Genomic DNA, 19,807 nt, shown 5'->3' with positions numbered 1-19,807 from the left:
GGGCTAGCGTCCCTTCATGGCAGCTGCTTTCGACCTCGGGTTCGACCCGTGGGACCCGGCGTTCCTCGCCGACCCGTACCCCGCCTACGCCGAACTGCGTGCCCGGGGCCGCGTGCACTGGTTCGAGCCCACGAACCAGTGGCTCGTCCCGCACCACGCGGACGTCTCGGCACTGCTGCGTGACCGGCGCCTCGGCCGGACGTACCAGCACCGGTTCACACACGAGGAGTTCGGCCGCGCCGCGCCCCCGTCGGAGCACGAGCCGTTCCACACGCTCAACGACCACGGGATGCTCGATTTGGAGCCGCCGGACCACACCCGGATCCGCCGCCTGGTGTCGAAGGCGTTCACACCGCGCACGGTGGAGCGGCTGAAGCCGTATGTGCGGGGCCTGGCCGACGATCTGGCCTCCGCGCTGGTCGAGGCGGGTGGCGGCGACCTGCTGAAGGACGTCGCCGAGCCCCTGCCCGTCGCGGTGATCGCCGAGATGCTCGGCATCCCGGAGTCCGACCGGGCTCCGCTGCGCCCCTGGTCGGCGGACATCTGCGGGATGTACGAGCTGAACCCGTCCGAGGACACGGCGGCGAGGGCGGTCCGGGCGTCGGTGGAGTTCTCCGACTACCTGCGCGAGCTGATCGCGGCCCGCCGCAAGGAGCCGGGCGAGGATCTCGTCTCGGGTCTCATCGAGGCCCACGACGAGGGCGACCGCCTCACCGAGCAGGAGATGATCTCCACCTGCGTCCTGCTGCTCAACGCCGGCCACGAGGCCACGGTGAATGCCACGGTCAACGGCTGGTACGCCCTGTTCCGCAATCCCTCCCAGCTCGAACAGCTGCGCGCGGACCACACGCTGATCCCCTCCGCGATCGAGGAGCTGATGCGCTACGACACCCCGCTCCAGCTCTTCGAACGCTGGGTCCTGGACGACATCGAGATCGCCGGCACGACGATCCCCCGGGGCGCGGAGATCGCCATGCTCTTCGGCTCCGCCAACCACGACGACTCGGTGTTCCCGGACCCGTCCGCCCTCGACCTGACCCGGGCGGACAACCCCCACATCTCCTTCAGCGCCGGCATCCACTACTGCATCGGCGCCCCCCTGGCCCGTATCGAACTGGCGGCCTCGATGGGGGCGCTGCTGGAAAGGGCGCCGACGCTCCGGCTCGCCGCCGAGCCGGAGCGGAAGCCGAACTTCGTGATCAGGGGGCTGGAGGGACTGGCCGTCGAGGTGGGGTGATCACCGCCAGGGGGGACGTCGACTGCTCACATGGTCATGTCCCTCCTCCGCAGCCCCGCCAGGCCCCCGGCCACCAGCGCCACCGTCAGCCCGGTCAACGCCGCCACCGGCTCCCACTCCATGGAGCCGCCCGGCAGCTTCGGCAGGTGCCCGAACGGGGAGAGGTGCAGCACCGCCTGCGGCACGTCCAGGGCGGGTCCGATCCAGCCGATCAGCAGCACCGCCCCGGCGACGCCCCACGCCGCCATGGCCGCCCGGGGCAGGACCCCGTACAGCAGCACCGCCAGCCCGCCGATCACCCACACCGCGGGAAGCTGCACCAGGCACGCGCCCATGAGGGGGCCGGCCTCCTTGCCGTAGCCGACGGCGAGGCCCCCTCCGGCCAGGAGCATGATCAGGGCGGCGCCGCCGAAGGCGATCACCAGGTGCCCGGCGGCCCAGCTCAGCCGCCCGACCGCGTTCGCCAGTACCGGTTCCGCCCGGCCCGAGATCTCCTCGCCGTGCAGGCGCAGCACCGACGCCACGACGTACAGCGCCGCGACCAGGCCCAGCATGCCGACCATGGACGCCAGGAACGTGTTCTCGAGGCCGGACTGTCCGCCCATCCGCTCGAAGATCCGCCGGGCGTTGTCGTTGTCGCCGACCAGGTCGGCCGCACCCTCGGCCAGGCCGCCGTAGACGACCCCGGCCAGGAAGAAGCCGATGCTCCAGCCCAGCACGCCGCCCCGCTGCAACCGCCAGGCCAGGGCCCCCGCGCTGCCCAGGCGGCCGGATGCCGGGCCCGGCCGCGTCGGCAGGAAGCTCATGCCGAGGTCCCGGCGGCCGGCCAGAGCGTAGGCCACCACGCCCTGGAGCGCCGCCGCCCCTGCGAGCAGCCCCAGCACCCACCAGCGCTCGGACGCGTAGGGCCGCAGGTTCTCCAGCCACCCCAGCGGCGACAGCCACGTCAGCGCCGACGAGCCGTCGCGCGTCACCGAGTCGCCCGCCGCGCGCAGCACGAACGCGATGCCCAGCACCGCCGCCGTCAGACCGCGGGCCGGCCGCGCGCTCTCCGTCAGCTGCGCGACGATCGCCGCCATCGTGGCGAAGACCATGCCGACCGCGGCGATGCCGAGCCCGAGAGCCAGAGCCCCGGTGATGCCCTGGCCCGACAGGCCGGCCGTCAGCAGCAGCGCCAGCGCCCCGTTCGCGACCGCCGCCGCCAGCAGGGCCGCCGTCAGGGAGGCCCGGCGGCCCACCATGCCGGACGCCACCAGTTCCTGACGGCCGCTCTCCTCCTCGTCACGGGTGTGCCGTACGACGACCAGCAGGCTCGTCACGGCCGCCAGGGCACCGGCGTATACACCGGCCCGCCAGGCGGTCAGCGCGCCCAGGGAGTCACCGAAGACGGGTCCGACCATCGCGCGCAGCGAGGAGTTGGTGTCCACCTGCCGGATCAGGTCGGCGCGTTCGGCGGGGGTGCCGTACAGGCCCTCCAGCGTGCCCGGCATGGAGAGGACCATCAGCGCGTTCACCGCGACCCAGACCGGGATCATCAGCCGGTCACGGCGCAGCGCGAACCGCAACAGCGTTCCGGTACCGGCCAGTTGGCGTGCGCTGCCGGGCCGCACCGCGGAGGCCGTCATCGGACCGCCGCCTCGGCCGTCTCGTCCTGGTAGTGCCGCAGGAACAGTTCCTCCAGCGTCGGCGGGGTCGACGTCAGCGACCGCACCCCCGACTCGGTCAGCGACCGCAGGACACCGTCCAGCCGGTCGGTGTCGACCTGGAGGCGGACGCGGTGCCCCCGCACGTCGAGGTCGTGCACGCCGGGCAGTTCCGCCAAGCCGCCCGGCGGGCCCGCCAGCTCGGCGACGACACTGGTGCGGGTCAGGTGGCGCAGGTCCGCGAGCGAACCGCTCTCGACCGTACGGCCCTTGCGGATGATGCTCACCCGGTCGCACAGCTCCTCGACCTCGCTGAGGATGTGGGAGGAGAGCAGGACCGTACGGCCCCGGTCGCGCTCCTCCTCGACGCAGCGCCGGAAGACGCCCTCCATCAGCGGGTCCAGACCCGAGGTCGGCTCGTCCAGGATCAGCAGGTCGACATCCGAGGCGAACGCGGCCACCAGGGCGACCTTCTGCCGGTTGCCCTTGGAGTACGTACGGCCCTTTTTGGTGGGGTCGAGTTCGAAGCGCTCGACCAGTTCCGCCCGGCGCCTGGCGTCGAGTCCTCCGCGCAGCCGGCCGTAGAGGTCGATGACCTCGCCGCCGGAGAGGTTGCGCCACAGCGTCACGTCCCCGGGGACGTAGGCGATCCGGCGGTGCGCCTCCACCGCGTCCGTCCAGGGATCACGGCCGAGCACCCGCGCGGCGCCCGAGTCGGCGCGCAGCAGGCCGAGCAGGACCCGGATGGTGGTGGACTTGCCGGCGCCGTTGGGGCCGAGGAAGCCGTGGACCTCGCCGGTGGCGACCTCCAGATCGAGCCCGTCGAGAGCGCGCGTCCGCCCGAAGGACTTGTGCAGTCCGGAGACGGCGATGGCCTTCGTCATGTTCAGAACGTACAGTTCCTTCAGGAATTTGTGAAGATAAGAAACCTTTTGAATCCTGGATAGGGTGGGCCCCATGACAGGATCAGCCGGGAACGCGCGGGACGCCGAGGCGGTGTCGAGGTTCGTCGAGTCCTTCGCGGCGCAGCTCGTGGAGGCGGGCCTGCCGCGGATGCCCGCCCGCGTCTTCGTCGCGCTGCTCTCCTCGGACGAGGGCGCGATGACCTCCGCCGAACTGGGCGAACAGTTGCGGATCAGTCCGGCGGCGGTGTCCGGGGCGGTGCGCTACCTGGCGCAGCAGCACATGGTCTCGCGGGAACGGGAACCCGGATCGCGCAAGGAGCGCTACCGGGTGCACGGCAACCAGTGGTACGAGGCGCTGACCAACCGTGAGGCCGTCATCAAGCGCTGGGAAGGCGCCCTGCGCGAGGGCCTCACCAGCCTGGGCGCCGACACCCCGGCGGGCCGCCGTATGGCCGAGACGCTCGCGTTCTTCGAGTTCGTCGAGGACGAGGTCGCGGCGATGATGGAGCGCTGGAGGGCGCACAGGGAGAAGATGTTCGGCCGGGAGTGAGGAGCGTGTGCCCCGCGGCGAGGGCCGCCCTCGCAGCCGTACGGTGCGGCTCAGTGCCCCGCCGGCACCGTCAGCCCCCAGGCTCCTTCCCGCACCACCCAGGTCCGGGTCCGTACCGGCCCCGACACCACCGTGTCCGCCCGGTAGCGGAAGTGCGCCCCCGACACCGTCACCGTCCGCCCCCGCGCGAGCAGCGGAGAGGCCTCGGCCCCCACCGACAGCGGCCTGACCTCCACCGACGCGATCCCCGCGGCGCCCGGGGACACCGACACCGCCTCCACCGGCTGGTTCAGGTCGACGAGGGTCTCCCCGTCCACCTCGACCCGCAGCCGGGACGGCCCCGGTTCGGGCGCGGCGGCGAGCCGGGACGGGCGGCCGGCCGGGACCAGGGTGCGAACCAGGTACTGGCAGGTCCGCAGCCACGGACGGCCCGTCGCGCCCTCGGGATCCTCGGTTCCCGGATCCTCGGCCGCCGGGAAGGGCGAGAGCGGCGGTATCCGCAGCGCCCCGAGCACCACCCCGTCACTGTCGTCGACCATCAGGTCCATCCGCCGCTCGACCCCGTCGAGCACCGCCCGCGCCGCCGCCACCGTCCCCGCCGGCACCCCCAGCGACCGGGCCAGGGACTGCGCACCCCCGACCGGCACCACCGACAGCGCGCATCCGGCCAGCTCCCGGTGGCGGTGCAGCAGCGCCACCGCACGGATCAGGGCCCGGTCGTCGCCCACCACCACCGGACGCCGGGAGCCCCGCCGGGCCAGTGCCCGCGCGAATTCCTCGGGCCCGTCCGGCAGGCACAGCTTCATGCCGGCACCCGCGCCGAGCACGTCTTTCGCGATCCTGACGGACTCGCCGTCCGACCTACGGGCGACCGGGTCGACCACCACCAACAGCTGCTCGGACGTCGCGGAAGTCGCCACCTCGGCCATGCCTCGCTTCCTCGGGTAGCATCTTTGTGCAAGAGCCCCTTGCGCTATTGCGCCAGGGGCTTCGTCTATTCCGGGGCATCCGGTCCGACGGTTGGCGGCCAACGGCGGTCGCGGTGCACGCGGCTCCATACTTCCGCGTGCGCCCTCGACCATGGACATGCCCCACCCGGAAGGGGTGTACGCGCGTGCCCGCACTTGTGCTGCTCGGTGCTCAGTGGGGTGACGAAGGCAAGGGAAAGGCCACCGACCTGCTCGGTGGTTCAGTGGATTATGTAGTGCGCTACCAGGGCGGCAACAACGCCGGCCACACGGTGGTCGTCGGTGACCAGAAGTACGCACTGCACCTCCTCCCTTCCGGAATCCTGTCTCCCGGCTGCACGCCGGTCATCGGTAACGGCGTCGTCGTCGACCCGTCGGTCCTGCTCTCCGAGCTGAGCGGTCTGAACGAGCGTGGCGTCGACACGTCCAAGCTCCTCATCAGCGGAAACGCGCACATCATCACCCCGTACAACGTGACGGTGGACAAGGTGACCGAGCGCTTCCTCGGCAAGCGGAAGATCGGCACGACCGGGCGCGGCATCGGCCCGACCTACGCCGACAAGATCAACCGCGTCGGCATCCGCGTGCAGGACCTGTACGACGAGTCGATCCTCACGCAGAAGGTCGAGGCGGCCCTCGACGCCAAGAACCAGATCCTCACCAAGCTCTACAACCGGCGCGCGATCGCCGTGGACCAGGTGGTCGAGGAACTGCTGGCCTACGCCGACAAGCTCGCGCCGTACGTCGCCGACACCGTCCTGGTCCTCAACCGGGCGCTGGAGGAGGACAAGGTCGTGCTGTTCGAGGGCGGCCAGGGCACGCTCCTCGACATCGACCACGGCACGTACCCCTTCGTCACCTCGTCGAACCCGACCGCGGGCGGCGCCTGCACCGGCGCCGGTGTCGGCCCGACGAAGATCAGCCGGGTCATCGGCATCCTCAAGGCCTACACGACCCGGGTCGGCGCCGGTCCGTTCCCGACCGAACTGTTCGACGAGGACGGCGAGGCGCTGCGCCGCATCGGCGGTGAGCGCGGTGTCACCACCGGCCGTGACCGCCGCTGCGGCTGGTTCGACGCGGTCATCGCCCGCTACGCGACCCGCGTGAACGGCCTGACCGACTTCTTCCTCACCAAGCTCGACGTCCTCACCGGCTGGGAGCAGATCCCGGTCTGCGTGGCGTACGAGATCGACGGCAAGCGCGTCGAGGAGCTCCCGTACTCCCAGACCGACTTCCACCACGCCAAGCCGGTCTACGAGATGCTCCCGGGGTGGAACGAGGACATCTCCAAGGCGAAGACCTTCGGTGACCTGCCGAAGAACGCCCAGGCGTACGTGAAGGCGCTGGAGGAGATGTCCGGCGCCCCGATCTCCGCGATCGGCGTCGGCCCGGGCCGGGACGAGACGATCGAGATCAACTCGTTCATCTGACCCGCTTCCGCGTCCGCGGGCCGCCCCCTGTGCGCACGGGGGGCGGCCCGCGTTCCTTCGCAGGGTGAGTTCTCGGGAACGGGCATACGCTGAAGCCATACCCCCGCGTGCGTCGACCAGAAGAAGGTGAGTGCGATGCGCGTACTGCTCAAGGCGTCCATGGACACGGAGAAGGCCAACGAGGCCATCCGGAACGGCACCATGGGGAAGCTGATCCAGGAGTCGCTGGAACAGATCAAGCCCGAAGCGGCCTACTTCACCTCCGACCACGGCAAGCGCACCGCTTTCCTGGTCTTCGACATGCAGGACAGTTCGCAGATGCCGGTGCTCAGCGAACCGTTCTTCCTCCACCTCGGCGCGGAGATCACCTACACGCCGGTGATGAACGTCGAGGACGTGCAGAAGGGCCTCTCGCAGCTGGGACGCTGAGCCGCCGGCTCAGCTGAAGACGATCATCGACCCCTGGGCGAGGCTGCGGGTCACGGCCGCGTGCAGCCCGAGCCAGACGTGCCGTTCACGGGCGAACGGGCTCGGGTCGTACGGGGCGGGAACGGCGGGTTCCTCCAGCTCCGTCGGGGCGAGCGGCGGCTGGGGGGCCGCCGGCGGGTTGGCCGGGTCGATGCCGAGCGCCGGGGCGACCAGCTCCAGCTCCCGCAGCAGGGCGTGCGAGGAGCCCAGCGGGCCGCCGCCCGCGAGGAGATCGTCGTCGGCGAGCGGACTGGGGAAGTCGACGGGGACGTAGGCGCCCGCGTGGTCGTAGTGCCAGACCAGGTGCGACTGCTGGGCCGTCGACTCGAACATCTCCAGCAACTGCTCGTAGTCGCCGCCCAGTTCGTCCACCGGCGTCACCGGCAGGCCGCACACCTGGAGCAGATAGACGCGGCGCAGGAAGTGCAGCGCGTCGTAGTCGAAGCCCGCGACCGGGGCGACCTCGCCGGACAGGCCCGGCATGTACTGGTACACCGGCACCGGCGGCAGACCGGCCTCCGCGAGCACCTTGTTGTATTGCGCGAGTTCCTCGGCGAAGGGGTTGTCCGGCGTGTGGCACAACACGTCGACGAGCGGTACCAGCCACAGGTCACAGGCCAAAGAAGGCTCCTCGCTCAGCGCGGGTGGTCGGGTAGCACGATGGTCAAGAAGGGTAGCGGTGCGCCGCGGTCACGGCTCCCGCCGTGCATGTCCCATACCCATACGGACAGCGACGACTCGGGTCATCCGGAGGCGAGCCGCTCGATCAGGCTGAGCGAGTGCCTGTTGTACGCGGCGATGATCGCCCGGGCGGTGTCGTTGTCGCGGTCGATCAGGGCCTCGACCAGCTCGGTGTGACCGGCCCACAGCTCGCCGCGCAGATCGGTCAGCCGGCGCAGGTGCTGCACCGCGCAGACCCAGGTCTGGACGCGCAGCCGGTGCAGGAAGTCGGCGAGGTAGGGGTTGCCGAAGCAGGCGCCGAGCTCGCGCCAGAAGCGCAGGTCGTAGCCGATGAGGACGGTGAGATCACCGGCTGCGGCGGCCCGCTGCGCCTCCTCGCCGCGCCGGCGGACCCCGGCGACGACGGCGGCGGCCCGGGGATCGTCCGGCCGCACCGCGTTGGGGCGTCCCTCGGTCAGCGCGAGGAACATCCCCTCGATGACCAGCCCGCGGGCCTCGATCATGCCGCGGAAGTCCTCGACCGAGTACTCGCGGACCCGGAAGCCGCGGTGCTGGTCGGCTTCCAGGAGCCCCTGCGCGGAGAGGTCGACCAGCGCCTCGCGCACCGGTGTCGCGGACACCCCGTACTGCTCGGCGATCTCCTTGACCGTGAACTCCTGCCCGGGCTGGAGCCGCCCGGCCAGCACCTCGTCACGAAGCGCGTCGGCGATCTGCTGCCGCAGGGTGCTGCGCGTCACGGCGCCGTTGCCGGTGCTGGCGGGCATGGTCAGGGCGTCTCCCTCGTCGCGTTCGGGTGGCGTGCGCGTCTATGTCTACGAGCACGCCACCTTACGCGTTCGGATGAGGCGCGAGAATGTCGGTTACTGACGAGTTTACAGGTCTTTACCGCGTGTATTCGTCCGCCACCGAGAGCGCCGAGTCCAGCGCCGCGAGGCCCTCCTTCAGCTCCGCCTCGCTGATGTTGCAGGGTGGCACCACGTGCGTCCGGTTCATGTTCACGAACGGCCACAGCCCGCCCTTCTTCGCGGCGGCGGCGAAGGCGGCCATGGGCGCGTTCGCCTCACCGGCCGCGTTGTACGGCACCAGCGGCTCCCGCGTCGCGCGGTCGCGCACCAGCTCCAGCGCCCAGAACATGCCCACGCCGCGCACCTCGCCGACGCTCGGGTGCCGCTCGGCGAGCGCCCGCAGCTCCGGCCCGACGACGGACTCGCCCAGCCGGGCCGCGTTCTCCACGACGCCCTCCTCGGCCATCACGCCGATCGTCGCGACGGCGGCGGCGCACGCCAGCGGGTGCCCGGAGTACGTCAGGCCGCCGGGGTACGGCCGCTTGCCGAAGGTCTCCGCGATCGCGCCGGAGATCGCCACCCCGCCCAGCGGCACATATCCGCTGTTCACGCCCTTGGCGAAGGTGAGCAGGTCGGGCGTGACGCCGAACAGGTCCGCCGCGAACCACTCACCGGTCCGCCCGAACCCGGCCATGACCTCGTCCAGGACGAAGACGATCCCGTGCTGGTCGCAGATCTCCCGCACCCCGGCGAGATAACCGGGCGGCGGGACCATGATCCCGGCCGTGCCCGGGATGGTCTCCAGGATGACCGCCGCGACAGTCGAGGGCCCCTCGAAGGCGATCGTCGTCTCCAGGTGCTCCAGCGCCCGCGCGCACTCCTGCTCCTCCGTCTCGGCGTGGAAGCGGGAGCGGTAGAGGTAGGGCGCCCAGAAGCGCACGACCCCGGCCGTGCCGCTGTCGGAGGCCCAGCGGCGCGGGTCGCCGGTGATGTTCACGGCCTGCTGTGTACCGCCGTGGTACGAGCGGTACGCCGAGAGCACCTTGGGGCGGCCCGTGTGCAGGCGGGCCATCCGGATCGCGTGCTCGACGGCGTCGGCGCCGCCGTTGGTGAAGAAGATCTTGTCCAGATCGCCGGGGGTCCGCTCGGCGATCAGCCGGGCCGCCTCCGACCGTGCCTCGACGGCGAAGGCGGGGGCGAAGGTCGTCATCCTCGCGGCCTGCTCCTGGATCGCGGCGACGATCTTCGGGTGCTGGTAGCCGACGTTCGTGTAGACGAGCCCGCTGGAGAAGTCGAGGTAGCGCCGGCCGTCGTAGTCCCAGAAGTGCGACCCCTCGGCACCGGCGACGGCGAGCGGGTCGATGAGCTCCTGAGCGGACCAGGAGTGGAACACATGGTCGCGGTCGGCGGCCTTCACGGCGGCGCCGGCTTCGGGGTTCGGCTGAGGGGTCATGCGGGCGAGCGTAGGTGCGGGGGAGAGGGCGGTGAAATCGGCGGCCTGTCTGGCGTCGGCGGCTTTCCGCGACAGGTTGTCCAGACGGTACGGGCGCTGTTGACAGTGTCCTGTCTAATCGACAGGATGCTGTCATAAGCGCATGGGACCGAGGAGGAGCCATGAACGCCACCACCACCACCGCCCGGCACGGCAAGCCCGTCCATCTCGCCGTCTACGACACCCTCGCCGACTGGGAGACCGGCCATGCCACGGCCCAGCTCGCCCGCGCCGGCCGGGAGATCCGCACCGTCGGCCCGTCCACGGCCCCGGTGAGGAGCGTCGGCGGTCTGCGCATCGGGCCCGACCTCGCGCTGGACGACCTGCGCCCCGAGGACAGCGCGTTGCTGATCCTCCCGGGCGCCGACCTCTGGGACGCTTCGGGCGACCTCGCCCCCTTCGCCCGCAAGGCCGGGGAGTTCCTCCGCGCGGGCGTCCCCGTCGCCGCGATCTGCGGCGCCACCGCCGGCCTCGCCCGGGAAGGCCTGCTCGACGACCGCGATCACACCAGCGCGGTCTCCTTCTACCTGGCCGCGACCGGCTACGCGGGCGGCGGACGCTACGTCGAGGCCGACGCCGTCACCGACGGCGGCCTGGTCACCGCGGGCCCGACCGAACCCGTCGCCTTCGCCCGCGAGATCCTCCGCCTGCTCGGGGTCTACGACGCCGAGGTGCTCGACGCCTGGTACCGGCTGTTCCACGACTCCGACGCCCAGGCGTACGAGGTGCTGGAGAAGGCCGGCGCGCTGTGAGCCGCGAGCGTCAGGACCTGCTCAGCCGCAGCGCCCTCGGGGTGTTCCGGCTCAACGGCCAGTTCCTCGCCGTCGCGGAGGAACTGGCCCGTCCCGCCGGGCTCACGGCCGCCTGGTGGCAGGTGCTCGGCGCGGTCCTCGGCGAACCGCTGCCCGTCTCCGGCATCGCCCGCGCCATGGGCATCACCCGGCAGAGCGTGCAGCGCATCGCCGACCTGCTGGTCGAGCAGGGCCTGGCGGAGTACCGGCCCAACCCCGCGCACCGCCGCGCCAAGCTCCTCGCGCCGACCGGCCAGGGCCGTGCGGCGATCGCCCGGATCGACCCCGGGCACGCGGCGTTCGCCGACCGGCTGGCCGAGGCGTTCGGCGAGACGGAGCTCATGGAGGCGGTGCGGACGCTGGAACGGCTGACGCAGGCACTCGACCAGGTGGGACTGCCCGGCACCCACCCTCCGCCTGTTACGGAACCGTAGACCTCGTCCGGACCACCCCGGCCCCGACCCGCACTATTCTCGATCCGTTGCTCGCATGTGGGGGGAAGGCGGCTGAGCGATGGAGAAGCTGGGGCCCGGGGATCCGCCGCGTATCGGCGCGTACCGGCTGCTGGCACGCCTCGGTGCCGGGGGTATGGGGCACGTCTATCTGGCCCGCTCGGAGCGTGGCCGCACGGTCGCCGTGAAGCTGGTCCGTGAGGAACTCGCCGCGCAGGAGGAGTTCCGGGAGCGGTTCCGGCAGGAGGTGCGGGCCGCTCGGCGGGTCGGCGGCCACTGGACCGCGCCGGTGCTCGACGCGGACACCGAGGCGGCGGTGCCGTGGGTCGCCACGGGGTACGTCGCCGGGCCGAGTCTCCAGCAGGTCGTCGGGCACGACCACGGTGCCCTGCCCGAACGGACGGTCCGCATCCTCGCGGCCGGGCTCGCGCACGCGCTCAAGGACATCCACGCCGCCGGCATCGTCCACCGCGACCTCAAGCCGTCCAACGTGCTGGTCACCATCGACGGCCCGCGCGTCATCGACTTCGGCATCGCCCGCGCGCTGGAGACGGTGACGGACGGCGGGCTCACGCGCACCGGCGCGCTCGTCGGATCGCCCGGCTTCATGGCGCCCGAGCAGGTGCGCGGCGACCGCATCACCCCGGCGTGCGACGTCTTCTGCCTCGGCTCGGTCCTCGCCTACGCCGCGACCGGCGCCCTGCCCTTCGGCACCGCCAACAGCGGCGTGCACGCCCTGATGTTCCGCGTCGCCCAGGAGGAACCGGACCTGGAAGGCGTCCCCGAGGGCATCGCCGACCTCGTCCGCGACTGCCTGCGCAAGGACCCCGCCGCCCGGCCCTCCCTCGACCGCGTCCTGCAACGCACGGGTGCCGACGACACCGTCTCCGACGGCCGCGCCCTCGACCCGTGGCTGCCGAGCGCACTGGTCGCCCAGCTGGGGCGGCACGCCGTACGGCTGCTGGACGCGGAGGATCCGGAAGGCGAGGGGGGCGGCACCCCCGCGGGGCAGCAGGGCGGTGCCGTGGCCCTGCCGGCCGGTACCGCCGAGCGTCCCGGAGCCGAGCCGGCCGGTCAGCACGGTTCCGCCCCCGGCGCCGTGCCACCGCTCGGGCCCTCCGGGGTCCCCGGTTCCGTGCCGGTTCCCGCCGGTCAGCACGGTTCCGCCCCCGGCGCCGTGCCACCGCTCGGGCCCTCCGGGGTCCCCGGTTCCGTGCCGGTTCCCGCCGGTCAGCACGGTTCCGCCCCCGGCGCCGTGCCACCGCTCGGGCCCTCCGGGGTCCCCGGTTCCGTGCCGGTTCCCGCCGGTCAGCACGGTTCCGCCCCCGGCGCCGTGCCACCGCTCGGGCCCTCCGGGGTCCCCGGTTCCGTGCCCGGTCCCGCAGCTCCGCCCGTCCCGGCCGGGGCCCCAGGGGCAGGCGCCGTCGCACCGCCCGCCCCTGCCGGACCCCCCGGTCCCGGTCCTACCATGCCGTCCGCCCCCTCCGGCGGTCCCGGCCCGACCCCCGAACACGCGCCCGCCGCCGACGAGTCGTCGCCACGCCCGGCGCTGCCCGCGGTCGGCGCGGCGGCGCCCGCCGCGACCCCGGGGCCGCCCGCGCCGGGCCTGCCGGGGGAGGGGCCGCCGGTGAACCACCTGCCCACCATGGTCGCGGGGCAGAGCGCGCCCCCGGCGCCCCGGCAACTCCCGGCCACCGCGGCCCCGTCCCACCCGCGGACGCAGCCGGCCCCGGCCGCGTACCCGGCGTACGGCTACCCCCAGCAGCACCCCCAGCCCGGTGCCCCGGGCGTCGCCCCGCCCCATCCCGCCTACGGCGGTCTCGGTACCACCCCGCCCTACGGCCCGACCCCGCCCTACGGCCCCCCGCAGCCACCGCCGCGCGGAGGCGGTCGTTCCACCGCAATGCTGGTCGTGATCGCCCTGGGCGTCGCGCTCGCCGCGGGCGGGTCGGTGTACGCGCTGATGCAGGGCGGCGGTGACGACCGGGCCGACGACCGCCCCGGCCCCACGCACAGCACGGGCGCGCCCCCGACCACCCCGAGCCCGTCCCCGACGACCTCGCAGCCCGACACCTCCCCCTCCCCGGCCAACGGCACGATCCCGACCGGGTACCTCGCCACCTGGGCCACGACCATCGACAACGCCGACGGCGAGCACAGCCGTTCGCTCACCATCCAGCAGGGCGGACCCGGCGACACGGTCCTGTCCCTCGTGGCCGACGGCCCGACCAAGGGCGGCGGCACCTACCACTGCGTGTTCGAGGGGCGGCTGACCGCGCAGCCCGGTTCCGACGGTGCGCTGAGGATCGGCCCGTCCAGCGTGAAGGTCGGGCAGCCCCGCACGGCGTGCACCCCGGGCGCGGCCACCGAGATCACCCTCCTCCCGGACGGCACGCTCCAGCGTGTGAACACCAGCAGCGGGGAACGGCTGACGTACACGAAGCAGTGACCAACTCCTCTGGGACAGAAGGTCGTTGAACGTCGGGCGAATTCCGGCCGACGAAAACCGGATGGGCGCTCGCGCGGACGTACGGTGACCGGACGATCGAATCGTCCGGGCGGCTGCGGGGGCACCCACGATGGAGTGGTTGAGCGCGGAGAACCTCGTGGCCGTGGCCACGGCCCTCCTCGGCGTCATCGCCTCGGGCGTGATGGTCTGGTACGAACGCCGGGTGCCGCGCCGCAAGCTGATCGGCTATCGCGTCCAGATGGACAACCCCATCGGCGACGACGTGCGCTCGGGCCGCGCCAACCGCCGCCTCGGCCTGTTCGACGAGGCTCCCGACATGTCCGACGCGACGCTCGTCCTGCTGCGCATCGAGAACGACGGCTCGCAGGGCATCGACCACGACGACTACACCGGCCCCGAACTGCACGGTCTGACCGCGGTGTTCACCGGCCGGACGGTCCGCGGCGTCTCGGTCACCCAGCCGTCCGACACCGATCACCTCATGGACCACTTCACCGCCGGCCGCGGCTTCGCCTACGACGGGAACACCCTGCGCATCCCGCGCGTGCCGCTCAACCGCGGCGACCACTTCAAGCTGCTCGTGCTCCTGTCCGGCGGGGACGTCGGCGACGAGATCCGGCTGGTCGGCGGACTGCGCGACGGCGAGGTGCACCCCAACCGCAGCGCCACGCCCGACGACAAGCCCCCGCTGTTCAGCCGGCCCGCACGGCTGATCACCCTCACCCTCACGGCGAGCGTGATCGCCCTGGCCGCGATCGTCGTCGCCCAGGACGACACCCCGCCCCCGATCGGCTGCGCGAGCGGCACCCTCACCCTCACCGGCTCGACCGCGTTCGCACCCGTCCTGCGCGAGGTGGCCGCGAAGTACGAGCGGGACTGCGGCGGCGATCCGGTCATCGACGTGGACGCCCACGGCTCGACGGCCGGGATACGCGAGCTCACGGCCGCCGGCGCCCGGGCGAGAGGGGACTCCAGGGGCTCCCCGCCGGTGGTGGCCCTGTCGGACGGCCCCAAGCCCCCCGGCCTGCCCGACCTGCGGGAGAACCGGGTGGCGGTGTCCGTCTTCGCGCTCGTGGTCAACGACGAGGTGAGGCTGACGGACCTGTCCACCGACGAGGTCAGGCGCCTCTACCGGGGCGAGATCCGCAACTGGCGGCAGCTCGGCGGCCCCGACCTGCCCGTGCGCCTGGTCAGCCGGGACGCCAACTCCGGGACGAGACAGGTCTTCCAGCGCCGGGTGCTGGGCCGGGGCGAGATCGCCAACTCCTCCGTCGACTGCGTCCACAAGGACGACCCGACGGCAGCCGTCCTGCGCTGCGAACTCGACTCGACCGAACAGGTCCTGGCCACGGTCGCCGGCCTGCCCGGCGCCATCGGCTACAGCGAACTCAACCTGGCCGCCCGCGCCGAGGGCCTGCACTCCCTGCGGCTGGACGGTGATCCCGCCTCGGTCGACGCCATCGAGCACGGCACCAGCGACTACCCGTACCGCGAGATCGAGTACGCCTACACCTACGGCCGCCCCCCGGCCGACTCCCTCGCGTCGAGCTTCCTCACGTACCTGGCCCGCGGCAACGGCCAGGACGTCATCCGCACCCACGGCCACCTGCCGTGCTGGAGCCCGGAAGGGCTCACCCTGTGCGGGCGCGACGGCGCGAGGTGAGGCTCCTCAGCGCGGCTCGGGCGGCCGCTGCCGGGGCATGTTCGGCCGTGCGCCCCCCGCCGGAGGCACGGCGAACCGCCCGTTCACCCCCGCCTCGGGGCCGCGCACCGGTCCGGGGAACACCACCGTCTGCAACCCCACCGGCGCGGCACCCCCCGGCCGGAACTCCCCCATCCAGTCCGCCGTCTCCACCCGCACCAGTTCCGTCACGTCCTCGGAGAACCTCCGCAGCACCCCGAGGCACCGCTCAGCGGCCTCGCCGGCCGTCCCCTCCGCCGGCCCCAGCACCTCCCGCACACTCTCCGCCGCCCAGTCGAACTGCAGCGCCTGGAGCCGCCGCTGCACGGCCTGCGCGGTGGCCACGTCCCGCATCCACCCGGACGTCACCCCGAAGTACCGGTCGACGGCCATGCACGCCGCGCCCAGCAGCAGCGCCAGACACCCCCACGGCGCGATCCCGTTCGCGACGCCGGTCAGATCCAGCAGGGGCAGCGCGACCCCGGTGACCGCCCCGGCCGCGGCCCCGCAGCGCAGCACCCGCGCGCACCGCCGCTTCCACACCCGGTCCACGAGGTACCAGGCCGCCGTCCGCAGCGCCCCGCGCTCCACCCACCGGTACAGCTCGTCCAGCCGGACCGCCGGCTCGCCCCAGTCCCCGAGCGGGAAGACCCGCCCGGTCAGATCGCCCGGCCGCAGCCCGGCCGCCGCCTGCTCGCCCCGCCCGTCCTGAGGCGGCCCCTCGGGCTGCATCTCCGGCTGACCCACCCGGCACTCCTCACCGACCACGAATGACCACGCACGGTTCACTCACCGATCACGCTGCGCGAGGGACGAAAGGCCGCCTCCCGAACGCGCCCGACCCTTCCTACCTCCCAATGGGTGGCGAAGATGTAGCTTTCGCCTCTTTTCCGCCCGGAAGTATTCCTTGATCGGGTATAGGGCGCGAGGGGGACTCACTCGAAAGAGTGCTGGGGCGACGGCAGCCCCGACCACGTAGGCTCGTGCCGAACGGGAAAACCCGTACCGAGCAAGGAGCTGATCGTGATCCCCGGTGGTGGCCAGCCCAATATGCAGCAGCTGCTCCAGCAGGCCCAGAAGATGCAACAGGACCTGGCACAGGCGCAGGAGGAACTGGCGCAGACGGAGGTCGACGGGCAGGCGGGCGGCGGTCTGGTGACGGCCACCGTCACCGGCGCCGGCGAGCTGCGCGCCCTGAAGATCGACCCGAAGGCGGTGGACCCCGAGGACACCGAGACCCTCGCCGACCTGGTCGTGGCGGCCGTCCAGGCGGCCAACGAGAACGCGCAGGCGCTCCAGCAGCAGAAGCTGGGCCCGCTCGCGCAGGGGCTGGGCGGCGGCGGCATCCCCGGCCTGCCGTTCTGACCCGGCGCACCGCCTTCCTCGGACAGGCGGCTGACAACTACGGTACGTACGGGACGGTGCGTACCGACCCCGAAGACCCAGGAAGGGCAGTCCGTTGTACGAAGGCGTGGTCCAGGACCTGATCGACGAGCTGGGACGGCTGCCCGGCGTCGGTCCGAAGAGCGCGCAGCGGATCGCCTTCCACATCCTCCAGGCCGAGCCGACGGACGTACGGCGTCTCGCGCAGGCCCTGATGGAGGTCAAGGCGAAGGTCCGCTTCTGCGCGACCTGCGGCAACGTCGCACAGGAGGAGCTGTGCAACATCTGCCGCGACACCCGCCGCGACCGGGCCGTCATCTGCGTGGTCGAGGAGCCGAAGGACGTCGTGGCGATCGAACGCACCCGTGAGTTCCGGGGCCGCTACCACGTGCTGGGCGGCGCGATCAGCCCGATCGACGGGGTGGGCCCGGACGATCTGCGCATCAGGGAGCTGCTGGCCCGTCTCGCCGACGGCACGGTCACCGAGCTCATCCTCGCCACGGACCCGAACCTGGAGGGCGAGGCGACGGCGACGTACCTCGCCCGCATGATCAAGCCCATGGGCCTGAAGGTCACCCGCCTGGCCAGCGGCCTCCCGGTGGGTGGCGACCTGGAATACGCGGACGAGGTCACACTCGGCCGCGCCTTCGAGGGGAGACGACTCCTAGATGTCTGACGCCACGCTGCACGCGACCGACCAGAACCCGGACGACTTCGCGGTCCAGATCGCGGACCAGATCGAGAGCTTCCTGGTCGCCGTCACGGAGGTCGCCAAGGGCGACGAGCCGGAATCGGCCGTGCCCTTCCTCCTGCTGGAGGTCTCGCAACTGCTCCTGGCCGGCGGCCGGCTCGGCGCGCACGAGGACATCGTGCCCGACGAGCGCTACGAACCCGACTCGGGCCCAGAGCCGGACGTCGACGCGCTCCGCGAGAACCTGGCCCGTCTGCTGGAGCCGATCGACGTCTACTCCGAGGTCTTCGACCCCTACGAGCCCCGCAAGGCGCCCGTGCCGGCCCGGATCTCCGACGACCTGGCCGACGTCATGGCCGACCTGCGGCACGGCATGGCCCACTATCGCGCGGGCCGTACCAGCGAGGCCCTGTGGTGGTGGCAGTTCTCCTACTTCTCCAACTGGGGCTCCACCGCGTCGGCCACCCTGCGCGCCCTGCAGTCGGTCCTCGCCCACGTCCGCCTCGACCAGCCCCTCGCCGAACTCGACGGCCTGGACACGGACCAGGGCATGGGCGACGACACCCTGGAGATCGAGGCGGGCCGGGTGATGGCCGAGGAGATCGCCGGGCCCCTGGGTCTGCGCCCGGCGAAGTAGCCGGTCAGATGCGAACGGCCGTGCCGGTGACGCCGATTCCGCTGTGCGGGTCCGCCGGCACCGACACCGTGATCGTGCTCGGGCGGCCCATGTCCGCGCCCTGATGGACCGTCAGCGTCGCGGGCACGGACACGAGTTCGAGTTCCCTCAGATAGCCGCCGAACGCGGCCGCCGCCGCTCCCGTCGCCGGGTCCTCTACCACCCCGCCGGGCGGGAACGGGTTGCGCGCGTGGTAGACGGTGGGTGACTCCCGCCGCACCAGGTCGATCGTGGTCCAGTCCCTGCGGGCCATGAGGGCGGTGAGCGCCGCCATGTCGTAGTCCAGGTCCGCCAGCCGCTCCCGGCTCGCGGCGGCGACGATCGGGTGCCAGGCACCGGCGAAGGCCACGCGGGGCGGCAGGGCCGGGTCCAGGTCCTCGGCGGACCAGCCGAGGATCGCGAGCAGCGCGGCGAGGTCGGCCTCCGCGAGCGGGACGGTGCGCGGCGTGACGCTCACCAGGGTCGCCACGAGGGTGCCGTCCGCGGAGCGGTCCGTGGTGACGGTGACCGGGCCCGCCGCGGTGCGCAGCAGAAGTCGCCCGGTGCCGTGCCGCTCCGCGTGGGCGACGGCCGTGGCGATCGTCGCGTGGCCGCAGAACGGCACCTCGGCGAGCGGGCTGAAGTAGCGGACGTCCAGGGAGCCGTCGCCGGACTGCACCGCGAACGCCGTTTCCGAATAACCCAGTTCGGCCGCTGCCGCCAGCATCGCCGCGTCGTCGGCGCCGCTTGCGTCGAGCACCACCCCCGCCGGGTTGCCGCCCTCGGGATCCGTGCTGAACGCCACGTAGCGCAGTATCTCCATGCCCCGACGGTAGCGTCCGGCGCCGTGTCACGCAGCGTGATTTTGGGGCTCCTTGTACGGGCCCTGTACGCGGGCTGTACGGCCCCTGGCAGGTGAAACGCGAGGCTGGAGTCACTTCCACCGCAGAGCACGCGGAGGCAGGTCAACTCCCCTCGATCGCACTGGAGACGTCATGAACCGCCGCCCCGTCCGCCGTCGCATAGCCGTCGTCACCGCCACCGCGGTCCTGGCCACGGGCACCTTCGCCCTCGGTGCCGGGGTCGCCGGGGCCGACTCCGGGAGCAAGGGCGCGAAGCACGCCAAGCCGGTGTCCACGGCGCAGGTGCTCGGACTGTTCGACCGCTGGAACGCCGCGCTGGGGACCGGCGACCCGCAGAAGGTCGCCGACCTGTACGCGAAGGACGCCGTCCTGCTGCCGACCGTCTCCAACGAGGTCCGCGCGGACAGAGCCGGGATCGTCGACTACTTCGAGCACTTCCTGCGGAACAAGCCGGTCGGGACGAAGGTCGAGTCGGTCGTCAACGTCCTCGACCGTGACACCGTCATCGACACCGGTGTGTACGAGTTCGCGCTCACCGACCACGACACGGGCGAGAAGAGCACCGTCAAGGCCCGCTACACCTACGCCTACGAGAAGCAGCCGAACGGCAGGTGGCTGATCGTGAACCACCACTCGTCGAAGATGCCGCAGGGCTGAGCCGG

20 protein-coding genes are annotated in these 19,807 nt (G+C 72.4%); 12 read left to right on the top strand and 8 right to left on the bottom strand.

Features of this window, described 5'->3' with window-relative positions; genetic code table 11:
* Positions 1-16: 16 nt before the first annotated feature.
* Complete coding sequence (locus tag QNO09_RS01235) at positions 17-1,237, top strand: cytochrome P450 (protein WP_283968109.1); 1,221 nt, start codon at positions 17-19, stop codon at positions 1,235-1,237.
* A gap of 26 nt (positions 1,238-1,263) precedes the next feature.
* Here QNO09_RS01235 and QNO09_RS01230 read toward each other — a convergent pair whose 3' ends face one another.
* Both QNO09_RS01230 and QNO09_RS01225 read right to left on the bottom strand, forming a co-directional pair.
* Positions 1,264-2,862: an ABC transporter permease gene (locus tag QNO09_RS01230; protein ID WP_283968108.1), complete on the bottom strand. Its 1,599-nt coding sequence runs from the start codon at positions 2,860-2,862 to the stop codon at positions 1,264-1,266.
* Entirely contained in the window at positions 2,859-3,764 is a 906-nt protein-coding gene (locus tag QNO09_RS01225; RefSeq protein WP_283968107.1) for an ABC transporter ATP-binding protein, read from the bottom strand. Before QNO09_RS01225 ends, QNO09_RS01230 begins: the two co-directional genes overlap by 4 nt.
* 73 nt (positions 3,765-3,837) lie before the next feature.
* Between QNO09_RS01225 and QNO09_RS01220 the strand changes: the two genes are divergently transcribed.
* Positions 3,838-4,335: a GbsR/MarR family transcriptional regulator gene (locus QNO09_RS01220; protein ID WP_283968106.1), complete on the top strand. Its 498-nt coding sequence runs from the start codon at positions 3,838-3,840 to the stop codon at positions 4,333-4,335.
* Positions 4,336-4,385: 50 nt separating this feature from the next.
* Here QNO09_RS01220 and QNO09_RS01215 read toward each other — a convergent pair whose 3' ends face one another.
* Positions 4,386-5,264, bottom strand: a complete 879-nt coding sequence (locus QNO09_RS01215; protein ID WP_283968105.1) for a diacylglycerol kinase family protein — start codon at positions 5,262-5,264, stop codon at positions 4,386-4,388.
* Positions 5,265-5,449: 185 nt separating this feature from the next.
* Between QNO09_RS01215 and QNO09_RS01210 the strand changes: the two genes are divergently transcribed.
* Complete coding sequence (locus QNO09_RS01210; protein WP_283968104.1) at positions 5,450-6,733, top strand: adenylosuccinate synthase; 1,284 nt, start codon at positions 5,450-5,452, stop codon at positions 6,731-6,733.
* Between the two features lie 135 nt (positions 6,734-6,868).
* Entirely contained in the window at positions 6,869-7,162 is a 294-nt protein-coding gene (locus tag QNO09_RS01205; RefSeq protein WP_283968103.1) for a hypothetical protein, read from the top strand.
* A gap of 9 nt (positions 7,163-7,171) precedes the next feature.
* Here QNO09_RS01205 and QNO09_RS01200 read toward each other — a convergent pair whose 3' ends face one another.
* From QNO09_RS01200 to QNO09_RS01190, 3 genes are all read right to left on the bottom strand, one after another.
* On the bottom strand, positions 7,172-7,822 hold the full coding sequence (locus tag QNO09_RS01200; RefSeq protein ID WP_283968102.1) for a putative DNA-mimic protein: 651 nt from the start codon (positions 7,820-7,822) through the stop codon (positions 7,172-7,174).
* A gap of 122 nt (positions 7,823-7,944) precedes the next feature.
* On the bottom strand, positions 7,945-8,646 hold the full coding sequence (locus tag QNO09_RS01195) for a GntR family transcriptional regulator (protein ID WP_283968101.1): 702 nt from the start codon (positions 8,644-8,646) through the stop codon (positions 7,945-7,947).
* A gap of 118 nt (positions 8,647-8,764) precedes the next feature.
* Positions 8,765-10,120, bottom strand: a complete 1,356-nt coding sequence (locus tag QNO09_RS01190) for an aspartate aminotransferase family protein (protein ID WP_283968100.1) — start codon at positions 10,118-10,120, stop codon at positions 8,765-8,767.
* 161 nt (positions 10,121-10,281) lie between these two features.
* Here QNO09_RS01190 and QNO09_RS01185 point away from each other — a divergent pair, with 161 nt between their 5' ends.
* The 4 genes from QNO09_RS01185 to QNO09_RS01170 all read left to right on the top strand — a co-directional run bounded on the left by QNO09_RS01185 (position 10,282) and on the right by QNO09_RS01170 (position 15,535).
* Positions 10,282-10,911 carry a type 1 glutamine amidotransferase family protein gene (locus QNO09_RS01185; protein WP_283968099.1) on the top strand — a complete coding sequence of 210 codons (630 nt, stop codon included), beginning with the start codon at positions 10,282-10,284 and terminating at the stop codon, positions 10,909-10,911.
* Positions 10,908-11,384, top strand: coding sequence for a MarR family winged helix-turn-helix transcriptional regulator (locus tag QNO09_RS01180; protein ID WP_283968098.1), 477 nt, complete (start codon positions 10,908-10,910; stop codon positions 11,382-11,384). The genes QNO09_RS01185 and QNO09_RS01180 overlap by 4 nt, the downstream gene beginning before the upstream one ends.
* A gap of 79 nt (positions 11,385-11,463) precedes the next feature.
* Positions 11,464-13,851, top strand: coding sequence for a serine/threonine-protein kinase (locus tag QNO09_RS01175; protein WP_283968097.1), 2,388 nt, complete (start codon positions 11,464-11,466; stop codon positions 13,849-13,851).
* Positions 13,852-13,981: 130 nt separating this feature from the next.
* The gene (locus QNO09_RS01170) at positions 13,982-15,535 is read left to right on the top strand and encodes a substrate-binding domain-containing protein (RefSeq protein WP_283968096.1); all 1,554 of its coding nucleotides are present in this window, start codon (positions 13,982-13,984) and stop codon (positions 15,533-15,535) included.
* Positions 15,536-15,541: 6 nt separating this feature from the next.
* On the opposite strand, the gene QNO09_RS01165 is transcribed toward QNO09_RS01170, so the two are convergent.
* Positions 15,542-16,300, bottom strand: coding sequence for an SLATT domain-containing protein (locus QNO09_RS01165; protein WP_283968095.1), 759 nt, complete (start codon positions 16,298-16,300; stop codon positions 15,542-15,544).
* Between the two features lie 276 nt (positions 16,301-16,576).
* Here QNO09_RS01165 and QNO09_RS01160 point away from each other — a divergent pair, with 276 nt between their 5' ends.
* From QNO09_RS01160 to QNO09_RS01150, 3 genes are all read left to right on the top strand, one after another.
* Complete coding sequence (locus QNO09_RS01160) at positions 16,577-16,918, top strand: YbaB/EbfC family nucleoid-associated protein (protein WP_078885280.1); 342 nt, start codon at positions 16,577-16,579, stop codon at positions 16,916-16,918.
* A gap of 94 nt (positions 16,919-17,012) precedes the next feature.
* Positions 17,013-17,612 (top strand): recombination mediator RecR, encoded by a 600-nt coding sequence (gene recR, locus QNO09_RS01155; protein WP_248510666.1) that lies wholly within the window; start codon positions 17,013-17,015, stop codon positions 17,610-17,612.
* Complete coding sequence (locus QNO09_RS01150; RefSeq protein ID WP_283968094.1) at positions 17,605-18,264, top strand: DUF5063 domain-containing protein; 660 nt, start codon at positions 17,605-17,607, stop codon at positions 18,262-18,264. Before recR ends, QNO09_RS01150 begins: the two co-directional genes overlap by 8 nt.
* A 4-nt stretch (positions 18,265-18,268) precedes the next feature.
* Here QNO09_RS01150 and QNO09_RS01145 read toward each other — a convergent pair whose 3' ends face one another.
* Positions 18,269-19,105, bottom strand: coding sequence for a PhzF family phenazine biosynthesis protein (locus QNO09_RS01145; RefSeq protein ID WP_283968093.1), 837 nt, complete (start codon positions 19,103-19,105; stop codon positions 18,269-18,271).
* Positions 19,106-19,277: 172 nt separating this feature from the next.
* On the opposite strand from QNO09_RS01145, the gene QNO09_RS01140 reads away from it, so the two are divergent.
* On the top strand, positions 19,278-19,802 hold the full coding sequence (locus tag QNO09_RS01140; RefSeq protein ID WP_283968092.1) for an SgcJ/EcaC family oxidoreductase: 525 nt from the start codon (positions 19,278-19,280) through the stop codon (positions 19,800-19,802).
* Positions 19,803-19,807 lie beyond the last annotated feature (5 nt).

It is taken from the genome of Streptomyces sp. 378, assembly GCF_030124145.1.
Lineage (GTDB): Bacteria > Actinomycetota > Actinomycetes > Streptomycetales > Streptomycetaceae > Streptomyces.
The sequence above is the reverse complement of the archived record's forward strand: the minus strand, read 5'-3'. Positions and strand labels throughout refer to the sequence as shown.

What these genes read in the sequence shown, in the direction of transcription:
- QNO09_RS01235 (WP_283968109.1), top strand. Translation starts at nt 17, where the DNA reads ATGGCAGCTGCTTTCGACCTCGGGTTCGACCCGTGGGACCCGGCGTTC.
- QNO09_RS01230 (WP_283968108.1), bottom strand. Translation starts at nt 2,862, where the DNA reads ATGACGGCCTCCGCGGTGCGGCCCGGCAGCGCACGCCAACTGGCCGGT.
- QNO09_RS01225 (WP_283968107.1), bottom strand. Translation starts at nt 3,764, where the DNA reads ATGACGAAGGCCATCGCCGTCTCCGGACTGCACAAGTCCTTCGGGCGG.
- QNO09_RS01220 (WP_283968106.1), top strand. Translation starts at nt 3,838, where the DNA reads ATGACAGGATCAGCCGGGAACGCGCGGGACGCCGAGGCGGTGTCGAGG.
- QNO09_RS01215 (WP_283968105.1), bottom strand. Translation starts at nt 5,264, where the DNA reads ATGGCCGAGGTGGCGACTTCCGCGACGTCCGAGCAGCTGTTGGTGGTG.
- QNO09_RS01205 (WP_283968103.1), top strand. Translation starts at nt 6,869, where the DNA reads ATGCGCGTACTGCTCAAGGCGTCCATGGACACGGAGAAGGCCAACGAG.
- QNO09_RS01195 (WP_283968101.1), bottom strand. Translation starts at nt 8,646, where the DNA reads ATGCCCGCCAGCACCGGCAACGGCGCCGTGACGCGCAGCACCCTGCGG.
- QNO09_RS01190 (WP_283968100.1), bottom strand. Translation starts at nt 10,120, where the DNA reads ATGACCCCTCAGCCGAACCCCGAAGCCGGCGCCGCCGTGAAGGCCGCC.
- QNO09_RS01185 (WP_283968099.1), top strand. Translation starts at nt 10,282, where the DNA reads ATGAACGCCACCACCACCACCGCCCGGCACGGCAAGCCCGTCCATCTC.
- QNO09_RS01175 (WP_283968097.1), top strand. Translation starts at nt 11,464, where the DNA reads ATGGAGAAGCTGGGGCCCGGGGATCCGCCGCGTATCGGCGCGTACCGG.
- QNO09_RS01170 (WP_283968096.1), top strand. Translation starts at nt 13,982, where the DNA reads ATGGAGTGGTTGAGCGCGGAGAACCTCGTGGCCGTGGCCACGGCCCTC.
- QNO09_RS01150 (WP_283968094.1), top strand. Translation starts at nt 17,605, where the DNA reads ATGTCTGACGCCACGCTGCACGCGACCGACCAGAACCCGGACGACTTC.
- QNO09_RS01145 (WP_283968093.1), bottom strand. Translation starts at nt 19,105, where the DNA reads ATGGAGATACTGCGCTACGTGGCGTTCAGCACGGATCCCGAGGGCGGC.
- QNO09_RS01140 (WP_283968092.1), top strand. Translation starts at nt 19,278, where the DNA reads ATGAACCGCCGCCCCGTCCGCCGTCGCATAGCCGTCGTCACCGCCACC.